The organism is Sphingomonas sanguinis (assembly GCF_001476905.1).
Taxonomy (GTDB): domain Bacteria; phylum Pseudomonadota; class Alphaproteobacteria; order Sphingomonadales; family Sphingomonadaceae; genus Sphingomonas; species Sphingomonas sanguinis_B.
Genome location: NZ_LDTE01000044.1, coordinates 71,918 through 78,217, shown reverse-complemented (window position 1 = coordinate 78,217; position 6,300 = coordinate 71,918). Strand labels below are relative to the sequence as shown.

Sequence of the window (6,300 nt, the reverse complement as noted above, 5' to 3'; positions counted from 1 at the left end):
GTGCCGGGGCGGAGGGCGATGGGCTCGCCGGGTGTCGCGCCCAGCATCGCCGCGGCGTCCGCGTCGGCCATATGCGCGGCGCTATAGGCGATGCCGACCTGCTCGCCGCTCGACCAGCGCCAGCCCGCCGCATGCGCGGTGACATCGGTCAGCACTGGCGCGCCTTCGCCCGATGCCCGGGTGCCAAGCAACACCCGGTCGCAAGGCAACCAGTCGTGCCAGTCCTGCCACTCCCGGTCGACCGCATCCCGCAGGTGCGCGGCAGGACCGGTCGCATCAATATACAGGTCGGCGCTGATCCTTTGTCCGTCGGCCAGCCGCACTTCGCCGATAAAGCCGCGTGCATCGACCACAGTTTCCGCGATGGTGCCGGGTCTCTCGATCACGCCGACATGGCGGGCAAAGGCGCGGACCATCGCCAGATGCCGCTCGAGATCGAGGGTCAGGCCATAATCATGCTGGGCAAAGGGCGTGTTCGGCGTCGGCGGGACGAAGCGCCCGGCGCGGGCCAGATGCGCGGCAGGGGCATAGCTGTCGAAAGGGGCCGCCTCGCCGTCCAGCGCCGCGCGGACCCAGTGCAGATGAAAGGCCGCCGACCCGATCGGATGACCATAGCCGCCATAGGCATGGACATAATCGGGCAACCCCTCGGCCCAACCGATGAAGCGCGTGCCCAGCCGATAACCCGCCCCCGCACGGGTCACGCCATCATCCTCGCCGATGCCCAGATCGGCCTGGAAGCCCAGCAGCGAGGGCAGGGTACAGGCGATCCGGTCCGCCAGCGCGTCCGCCGCCGGAGCGGTGGCGAGCAGCGTGACGGTCAGGAACGGCGCGCGCCGCTTTAGCGCGGCGGCGGCGTACCAGGCGGTCAGTCCGCCTCCGGCAACCAGCACATGCGCGATCCGATCGGTGGCGTTCATGCCGCGACCATCGGGCAATAGCGTTCCAGGAACGCGCGATGCTCGGGCCGCGCACCGACATCGGCGGCGATCTCGGCGCGCAGCTCGGTCACCGCGCGCAACAGGTCGGGGGTGCCCGCCACATCGGCGCGCGGGTCCCAGCCTTCGGGGACGATGCCCTGGCCCAGATAGACCGCGATCCAGCTGGCATCCAGGAACACGCCTTCGCGGTACTTCACCACCCGCGCGCGCCGGCGCCACAGCTCCATCTTCTCGGCCAGGCTGTCCGGGATGGGCATGGTGCGGACATAGTTCCAGAAGGGCGAATCGTCGCGCGTCGTCGCGTGGTAATGCAGGATCAGGAAGTCGCGGATGCGGTCATATTCCAGGTCGATGACGCGGTTGAACTCGTCGCGGTCGGATGCGGCGATTTCGCGGCCGGGAAACAGCTCGATCAGCGCGGTGATCGCCTGCTGCACGAGGTAGATGCTGGTCGATTCGAGCGGCTCGAGGAAGCCGCTGGCCAACCCGATCGCGACGCAATTGCCGACCCAGCTGCGGCGCCGCCGCCCCGCCTTGAAACGCAGCAGGCGCGGCTCGGCGAGCGGTTCGCCCTCAACCGCCGCCTCCAGCGCACGCGCGGCATCGGCGTCACTGATGAAGTCGCTGGCATAGACATAGCCATTGCCCGTGCGATGCTGCAGCGGGATGCGCCACCGCCATCCGGCGGGCATCGCGATCGCGCTGGTATAGGGCGTGACGGCGGTTTCGGTCCGGCACGGCATCGCCACCGCCCGGTTGGTCGGTAGCCATTTCGACCAATCCTCGAACGGCTCCTCCAGCGTCTGGCCGAGCAGGAGCGAGCAGAAGCCCGAGCAGTCGATGAACAGGTCGCCCTCGACCCGCTCGCCATCGGCCAGCGTGACCGAACGGATCAGGCCGGTTTCGCCGTCCCGCTCGACATCGACGACCATGCCTTCGGTACGGACCGCACCCGCCTCCTCGGCCAGCCCGCGTAGATAAGGCGCGAACAACAGCGCATCGAACTGATAGGCATAGCCGAAGGTCGAGGACAGGCCGTCGCGCGTCTGGTCGGGATGGTTGAACCGTGCATCCCGGGCCAGGGCACAGGCATAGGACAGAGCGTCGAGCGGCGGCAGGTCATGCCCCTCGCGCAGCAGACGCGCCCAATAATGGTGGAAGTCGATCGCCCCGGTGCCGCGCCCGAACGTGCCGAACGGATGGATATAGCTGTCGCCGATCCGGCCCCAATCGCGAAACTCGATGCCCAGTTTGAAGGTGGCGCGGGTGCGGGCCATGAACTCGGCCTCGGGGATGCCCAGCCGTTCGTTGAACGCGCGGATATGGGGCAGGGTGGCCTCGCCCACGCCGACCACGCCGATCGCTTCCGATTCGATCAGGCGAACGCTGCATTGTCCCGAAAGAAGACGGGTCAGTGCCGCTCCGGCCATCCAGCCTGCCGTCCCGCCGCCCACGATGACGACCCGAACCCCGTCCTCTGTCACCTTTGTCATCCACCCCCGACCCGCCGATTCACGGGTCATTTCTCTATTTCATGCCGCGCGTTACGCCGTCCCGCAATCCACCGAAGCGGCCAGCGTGGCAGGAATGTCGCACCTTGTCCCGGATCGGACGTTTATAAGTTAAACATCTTGTCGAAATGTTGCTGGTAGCGCAATCATGAGTCTGCGGATCGTGCCGAAAGGCGTGAACGCGACCTATTCTACGCGACGCCGCAGGGGCGCGCGACAAGGGGGGGATGACCATGATGCGCAGCGCTGCGCCCTTCACTGCCAATGCCAATCGTTTTAATCGGCTGCTCCTAGGGGCCTCGGCCGGTGCCTTGTGCATCGCGGCGCTGACGAACCCGGCTCTTGCGCAGACCACGACCGATGCGGACCAGAGTGCGTCCTCGCCGACCGGTGCGGTCGCGGGCCAGGGTACGGCGGGTTCGGCCACGCCGCGCACCAGCGCCAGCGTCCAGGCCGCTGGGGCCCAGCCGCCGGCCGGCGATGAGACCGTTAACGAGAATGAAGTCGTCGTCACCGGCATCCGCCAGAGCCTGGCGAATGCGCAGTCGATCAAGCGCAACTCCGACACCGTCGTCGACGCGATCACCGCGTCCGACATCGGCGCACTGCCCGACCGCTCGGTGACCGAAGCGCTGCAGCGCGTGCCTGGCGTGTCGATCAGCCGCTTCGCCGCTGCCAACGATCCCGACCACTTCTCGGTCGAAGGCTCGGGCGTCGCGGTGCGCGGCCTGACCTTCGTCCGCTCCGAATTCAACGGCCGCGACACCTTCTCGGCCGGTATCGGCGGCCAGGCGATCAACTTCTCCGACGTCCCCGCAGAACTGCTCGGCTCGGTCGAGGTGTACAAGAACGCTACTGCCGAACTGATCGAGGGCGGCCTGGCCGGTACGGTCAACCTGAACACCCGCAAGCCCTTCGACAACAAGGGCTTCCACCTCGGCTTCACCGCCGAGGGCAATTATGGCGACTTCAAGAAGAAGTGGTCGCCGACGGGTTCGCTGTTCGTCAGCGATACGTGGGATACGGGCATCGGCCGCTTCGGCCTGCTCGGCAACATCTCCTATTCGCGCGTCCAGAGCCGCGCGGACAGCATCCGCATCACCAATATTCAGACGCGCGACAACGCGCTGGCGCTGCAGGCGAACTCGACGACCGCCACCACCTGCCGCAACCCGCTGCCCGGCACGGTCGACCAGACCACGCTGCCCGCCAGCGGTTCGGCCTGCGGCACCGCCAGCACCGCTGGCGCCGACGGCTTCCTCGATCCGGCCTCGCTGCGCTACGCGCCGATCGGCGGTCAGTTCGCGACCCAGGAATTTGATCGCAAGCGCGATGGCATCGCGCTGGCGGGTCAGTGGCAGAGCATCGACGAGCGCACCGTCCTGACCGCGCAGTTCCTGCGCACGCACACGGTCAACAACACCTCGGAGCGCACCTTCGAGACCGCGCCCGATCTGTCGGAATACAATACCTATCCGGTGGGTTGCGTCCAGAACAACGCAGGCCCCGGCGGTACGACCGAGGCGCAGTGCCCGACCGGCACGACCAAGAACTATGTCTATGATGCCAACGGTCTGTTCCAGTCCGGTTACATCACGGCACCGGGCAATGGTTTCCGCGGATCGTGCAGCGGTACTCCGGCGTCCTGCTACCTCGCCTCCGGCGGTACGCAGCAGTCGTTGGCGCGCGGCATGACCCGTGACGAGAATACCGTCACCGATTTCGGCCTGAACCTGAAGACCCAGCTCGACGATCATTGGTCGGTCAACCTGGACGGCGACTATACCCGTGCCAAGAAGACTAGCACCGATTTCCGGGTGTTCGGTTCGACCTTCGCGGACTCGGAGCTCGACCTGTCGGGCAACCTGCCCGTCGTGATTCCGCACAAGCCCTCGACGCTGCAGGCCAGCTGGACCGCGCCGAACACCTCGGCGCTGAGCAACCTGACCGACGCGCAATATTTCACCAACCGCAACGTCCAGTTCTGGCGCGCGGCGATGGATCATTTGGAAGATAGCGTCGGCCGCGAATATGCGTTCAAGGCGGATGTCGACTATAAGTTCGACGACGGCAGCTTCTTCACCCACGCCAAGTTTGGCGCGCGTTATGCTGACCGCTCATCGCAGGTCCGCTACACCACCTACAACTGGGGTGCGTTGTCGGAAGTCTGGTCGGGCAGCAACCCGGTTTCGTTTGCCCAGGCTCCTGGCCAGACCGAGCTGTATACCTTCCCGAACTTCTTCCGCGGGGCGACCAATGGTCCGCCGTCGGCTTTCTATTACACGGGCGACCTGAGCGGTAACTATCAGCAGTCGGCCGCCTATATCCAGTCGATCGGCCAGCTGTGGAAGTCGGCAAATGGTTCGACGGCTGCCACCTGGGCACCGCTGGCGCAGCGTGCAGGCGTAGTTGCTGGTACGCCGTACCTGCCGTCCGAAATTCAGGACGTGTCGCAGCAGGACAAGAACCTGTACGGCCAGCTGAACTTCGCCACGCCGGGTAACCTGTTCGGCAACGTGCGGATGAGCGGCAATATCGGTGTCCGTTACGTCCTGACCGACCTGACGTCGGCCGGTTCGATCGGTGCCCCGACGCCGCAGCAGACGGGTACGGACGGGACGTTCGGATCGCGCTGTGCCCCGGTGCAGGCGACGCAGAACGGTCAGCCGCTGGTGGTTAATGGCCAACCCGTGTTTCTGGCGCCGACCGGTATCTGTAAGTTGGGTCCCGACGGCTATGCCGCGATCCAGCAGTTCTCGACCGGCATCACCGTGCCCGATACGGCGCGGAACCAGTATCATTACTTCCTGCCCAGCGCGAACCTGAAGTTCGGCATCGGGCGCGACGTGGTGCTGCGCCTGGCGGCGTCGAAGGTCATGACCCGCCCGGACTTCGCGAACATCCGCAACTTCCTGCAGCTCGGTTTCGATTCGGCCAGCGGTCAGATCACGGCGACGGCGGGCAACCCCTACCTCAAGCCCGCGACCGCGTGGCAGTTCGACGCAACCGTCGAATGGTACTTCGCCCGCGTCGGTCAGCTGTCGGTCGACGTCTTCTACAAGTCGGTGAAGAACTTCTTCTACCAGTCGGTCACCACCCGCAACATCACCAGCAACGGCATCACCCAGGCGGTGCTGGTGCGTGGGCCGTCCAACTATGACGGCACCGGCAAGATCAAGGGCGCCGAGGTTGCGTATCAGCAGACCTTCGACTTCCTGCCGGGTCTGCTCAGCGGGTTTGGCGCCAGCGGCAGCTACACCTATATCGACAGCTCGGGCCTGCCCAACTCGTTCCTGAACGGTGGCGCGCCGGCCAGCACCTCGAACATCAAGCCGGGCAACATCCCGCTTGAGGGGCTGTCGAAGCACACGGTGAATGCGGCCGTGTTCTACGAAAAGGGTCCGATCTCGCTGCGGGCCGCCTATAACTGGCGCTCGAAGTATCTGCTGACCCCGGCGGATGTGATCTTCCCCTACACCTCCATCTATCAGGATGCGGGCGGGCAGCTGGATGCGTCGGCGTTCATCAACATCAACAAGTACCTCAAGATCGGTGTGCAGGGCGTGAACCTGGCCAATCAGGTCGTGAAGACCGAGCAGGCCTATATCAGCGGTTCGACCGCGACCGCGCCGCGCTCGTACATCGTCAACGACCGCCGCTTCTCGTTCGCGCTTCGCGGCACGTTCTGATGCAGCTGTCCGGCCGGGCCCTTCGGGGTTCGGCCGGGATGACGGACGGAAAAAACCGCCCGCTTCCATTTTGGAGGCGGGCGGTTTTTCCGTTTGAAAGATCGGCTGGCGGAGACCCTCACCCTTCCGGGCCCGCCCGCATCAGCGGGTGAGAAGGGT

Annotated in this window: 3 protein-coding genes; 1 reads left to right on the top strand and 2 read right to left on the bottom strand. The window is 65.7% G+C overall.

Features of this window, described 5'->3' with window-relative positions; genetic code table 11:
* Together SB4_RS08600 and SB4_RS08595 are read right to left on the bottom strand one after the other, a co-directional pair.
* Positions 1–920, bottom strand: a 920-nt coding sequence (locus tag SB4_RS08600) for a tryptophan 7-halogenase (RefSeq protein ID WP_193753770.1), incomplete at its 3' end; no start/stop codon positions are given.
* On the bottom strand, positions 917–2,434 hold the full coding sequence (locus SB4_RS08595) for a tryptophan halogenase family protein (RefSeq protein ID WP_058752247.1): 1,518 nt from the start codon (positions 2,432–2,434) through the stop codon (positions 917–919). The genes SB4_RS08595 and SB4_RS08600, both read right to left, overlap by 4 nt.
* 254 nt (positions 2,435–2,688) lie before the next feature.
* Here SB4_RS08595 and SB4_RS08590 point away from each other — a divergent pair, with 254 nt between their 5' ends.
* A complete protein-coding gene (locus tag SB4_RS08590) occupies positions 2,689–6,141 on the top strand; it encodes a TonB-dependent receptor (RefSeq protein ID WP_058752246.1) in 3,453 nt (1,150 codons plus the stop codon).
* Positions 6,142–6,300 lie beyond the last annotated feature (159 nt).

Coding starts and splice junctions, on each gene's coding strand:
- SB4_RS08595 (WP_058752247.1), bottom strand. CDS start 2,434: ATGACAAAGGTGACAGAGGACGGGGTTCGGGTCGTCATCGTGGGCGGC.
- SB4_RS08590 (WP_058752246.1), top strand. CDS start 2,689: ATGCGCAGCGCTGCGCCCTTCACTGCCAATGCCAATCGTTTTAATCGG.